General features: G+C 66.0%; 3 protein-coding genes and 1 pseudogene. All 4 read right to left on the bottom strand.

The annotated features are described in order from the left end of the window. Positions 1–965 (bottom strand): annotated as a pseudogene (locus G510_RS0113070) (IS3 family transposase); the annotation flags it as partial. 151 nt (positions 966–1,116) lie between these two features. Further along, positions 1,117–2,472: a hypothetical protein gene (locus G510_RS0113060; protein ID WP_029153970.1), complete on the bottom strand. Its 1,356-nt coding sequence runs from the start codon at positions 2,470–2,472 to the stop codon at positions 1,117–1,119. A gap of 179 nt (positions 2,473–2,651) precedes the next feature. Next, on the bottom strand, positions 2,652–3,149 hold the full coding sequence (locus tag G510_RS0113055) for a hypothetical protein (RefSeq protein WP_029153969.1): 498 nt from the start codon (positions 3,147–3,149) through the stop codon (positions 2,652–2,654). Between the two features lie 100 nt (positions 3,150–3,249). Continuing rightward, positions 3,250–3,537, bottom strand: coding sequence for a helix-turn-helix domain-containing protein (locus G510_RS19145; protein ID WP_425411300.1), 288 nt, complete (start codon positions 3,535–3,537; stop codon positions 3,250–3,252). Positions 3,538–3,656 lie beyond the last annotated feature (119 nt).

Genomic DNA, 3,656 nt, shown 5'->3' with positions numbered 1-3,656 from the left:
ATGCGCGCGCAGTTGGTGCCGGCCGACGGGGTGGCCTTGTCGGTCGCGTTCCCAGAGCGCCATCCGCAGCGGGATCATCACGAGCTCGGCGTGCTTGGTCGATGCCGCGTGCCAGGCGACGATGCGTTGCGAGAACACGTCGAGGATGAACGCGACATACACGAACCCGGCCCACGTGCGGACATACGTGAAGTCCATCACCCACGTGTGATCCGGACGCGGCGCGGTGAAGTCGCGGTTCAACAGGTCGCCGGCGCGCACTCCGTCCTTCGCCGGGATCGTCGTGCGCACGGCTTTTGCGCGCGTGATGCCGGACAGGCCGAGCGCTCGCATGGCTCGGTCGACCGCGCCCCACGACGCGTCGGGGAGAGCGGTCCGGCGGATCAGCGCGGTCATCTTCCGCCGCCCATACATGCCTTCCGGTGTCAGCTTTCGACGCACCTCGCCGGTGACCGGATCGGTGACGTCGGCCCATGCGACTTCGCGGACGGCGTCGTGCACCATCGCGTCAGTGACGGTCCGTGTCGCGACGAGGCGGGTCTGCCAGGAGCGATAGGTGCGCGCAGCGATCTTCACGCCCTGCTCGCGCAGGACGCGGATGATCGACTCGACTGCGTGTCCCTCGGCTCGCATCTGGTCGATGAAGCCCCTCATCAACGGTTGCGGGGGTCGAGTTCCCCCGCGAAGAAAGTCGTCGCCGCTCTCAGGATCGCGACGTCTTCTCGAAGTCGCTTGTTCTCGGCCTTGAGTCGTTTGATCTCCGCGGCCTCTTCGCTGGTCTGTCCGTCGCGCTCGCCCGCGTCGATGTCGGCTTGGATCACCCACCGGCGCAGCGATTCCGCGCCGACGCTTTCCTGGCGGGCGACGGCCGCGACGGCCTGCGCGTTCGATGGGTACTCCGACCGGTGCTCGCGCACCAGGCGGACAGCCCGCTCCTTGACGGCGGGATCGATTTTCTTCGGCATGACGCCATCCTTCCAACTCGAAAGGAAGCGGCATCAAACCTGCGGCGGTTCAGCGACCGTTTCCCGGCAGGATGCGCCGTTTCGTCAAGAACATGCGCCAAATCGTCAAACACACCCACCCCCAACACCGCCATTCCGAGACGCCCTTCTGCTATAGGTTCCGGCGGGGATCACGGCCTGGCGTGGGTCGCTCGGGGCCGTCCGGATCCGTGTCCAGGTGCTGTTCCCGTTCGGCGAGGAGCTCGCTCAGCAGCGCCCCGCGCTCTAGGCTCGTCAGCGCCTGCTCAGGAGGGTGAATGTCCGAGGGTGTGGCAGCCGTCCGCCCGGTGCCGAGGACCGCAGCGTTGATCCGGTCAAGGACTGTCGCGGGGTTGTGCTGTTCGGTGTCCTGCTCCAGGATGCGGGCGATCTCGTTCACCACGGCGCTGTCGTGCTCGGCGGGTGGGAACGCCGCCGACGCTGTCACCCCATCCCCGATCGGGGCGCGGCCGACGACGAGCCGGAACCGGCCTTCTCCGTCGAGCCCGGTCGCGTCGTAGACCCCGGGAACGATCCACGCATGCGCCTCCGAGGCAGGCCCCTCATAGATCGGCATCCCCACCGGATCATCTGGATCAGGAACGCTGACATCCGGATCGGCAGCGAATAACATCGCCGACAACTCTTCCCGCTCCCGCCGGTCCAGCAACGGTTTGTCTTCCCCGGCCGTCTCCTGTTCCACGAGCACCCGCAGGGTCTGCAGGGCGATCAGGTCTGACGGCACCCACTCACGATGGAACCGCTCGGGAAGGAACGCCGTCCGCGGGCCACCCTCCGCTACGAGTCCCTGTAGGGCGTGTTCGCGGCGGAGCGCCGTCGTGGTGAACTCGGACTGCCACTGGGCGTGGTCGGATCGGAATCGCATGTCCTCGTACTCACCCTCGAACGACGGGGCGACCGTGACGAGATAGTCCTCCTTCACCGGCTCCACCGGCAACTGCTCCCGCTCCAGCAGATCCATCAGACCGTCCCGGACCCGCTCCGCCCGCTTCAACCTCTCCAGCGTGTTCGGGAGGCGCGAAGCCTGCACGGCGAGCGAGAGACACTCATCCCGCCACTGCTCATGTGCGTCCTCGAAACCGTCCCGGTCAGGGGTGCCGTCCGGAAGACGGAAGTCACCGGCGGCCGGTTCGGGAGGAAACATCTCCGCCACGATCTCCGGGATCCCCGACCCCTCGAACGCCTCCCACCCCGGAGACGGCACCACGCGCACGGCGGACGAAACCTCGGGCGCGGGTATCCAGGAGCGGATGTGCGGGACGTCGTCGCCGAAGTCTTCACCGAATACCCGGTCGCCGTCTGTGCGGAGCTGGTCGGGAGGACCGGCGAGTTCCTCGATCAGCACTTCATCAACCATGTGCTGCGCCTCGGTCTGGGTGCGGGCGAGGACATCGAAAGCGATCACCACCCGATGTGGGCGCGTCGGCTCAGGCGAAGACCCCAATGGCGGGATCGTGATGTCGGACATGATGAAAGACTCCAATCACACTCGGATAGACAGGACACGCCACTGCACCCGATCGCTCAGGTGTCACAGGTGGTGCTGTTCCAGAGGTACGCACAGAACCGCGTCAAGGGCGAGGCATCCCGGCAATGACGCGTCGAAACATCAAAAACATGCGCCGAAACGTCAACCCCGCCACCGGGTCAGCGTGCGAGGTGACGCCCTGACGATTGGCCGGCGACGGAGCTCGGCGACGAGTCAGGGGTGAGAGCATCCTCGCGTTCCTGCAGCGCATGCCACAGATAGCGGTTGACGACGGTGTGGTTCGTCCCGTCCGCGCCACCCGTCATGGGCACGTGGTGGAACGAGTACGCCGGGTACGGCGTCGCCTCCCGCAGCGCCTCCAACCACGCATCCACGTCCTCGGGCAGCACCCAATCCTGCGGCGGCGGATTCGACTGTAGGAACTCCGTCGCCCCGGCATATGCCTCAGAGTCTTCGAGCATCTCGTGGATCGTGACCGCCACCACCCGTGCCAACACGACCGGGTTCCGGCCTGCGATCACGGTCGGCTCGACCTCCGGGTCATCAATCCAGACGATGATGCCGAGAGACAGGGCGCTCGGCGGGCTTATCTTGCGCCGAGGATCCGCAGCGTTCGTGGACGTCGATGCTGATGCTTCGCCCGGGTCGATGCTCATGATGGTGGTTCCTTCCCTCGCAGGTTCGCGCGCACGATGGCGTGGTCGGCGTACCTGTGAGGTAGGACCCAGTTGGCGGTCACTGGTATCGGGCAGTCGTCTATGGTCGGTAGATTTGCCGATACTGCTGCGGGGACAGACCGTGTACCTGACGGAAGGCGCGTGAGGCGTGACTGGGGTCGGTCCATCCGACGCGACGTGCGATGGTTTCGACGGTGTCGCTGCTGGAGCGTAGAAGGTCGGCCATGCGTCGTGAACGTTCGTTGCGAAGGAACGCTGCGGGGCTTGTGCCGACGTGGCGGGGGAAGAGTCGGGAGAGTTGCGATCGAGAGATCGCGGCCTCGTCGGCGAGAACATCCATCGTCCACGCGCGGCCAAGATCGTTCATGAGCAACGCGATTGCGTGGCGCACGGGTCTGCTGTAGGAACGGGTGACAGTTCTAGTTAGGCCGCGAGGGCCAGGTCGTTGTTCATGATGGTCTCGAACTCGATGGGCGTCAACCGGCC

It is taken from the genome of Microbacterium gubbeenense DSM 15944, assembly GCF_000422745.1.
GTDB lineage: Bacteria > Actinomycetota > Actinomycetes > Actinomycetales > Microbacteriaceae > Microbacterium > Microbacterium gubbeenense.
Note: the sequence above shows the minus strand (reverse complement) of the source record. Positions and strands in the feature narration are given on the sequence as shown.

Bases quoted from the DNA above. Each gene is read 5' to 3' on its own strand.
- G510_RS0113060 (WP_029153970.1), bottom strand. From the start codon at position 2,472: ATGTCCGACATCACGATCCCGCCATTGGGGTCTTCGCCTGAGCCGACG.
- G510_RS0113055 (WP_029153969.1), bottom strand. From the start codon at position 3,149: ATGAGCATCGACCCGGGCGAAGCATCAGCATCGACGTCCACGAACGCT.
- G510_RS19145 (WP_425411300.1), bottom strand. From the start codon at position 3,537: ATGAACGATCTTGGCCGCGCGTGGACGATGGATGTTCTCGCCGACGAG.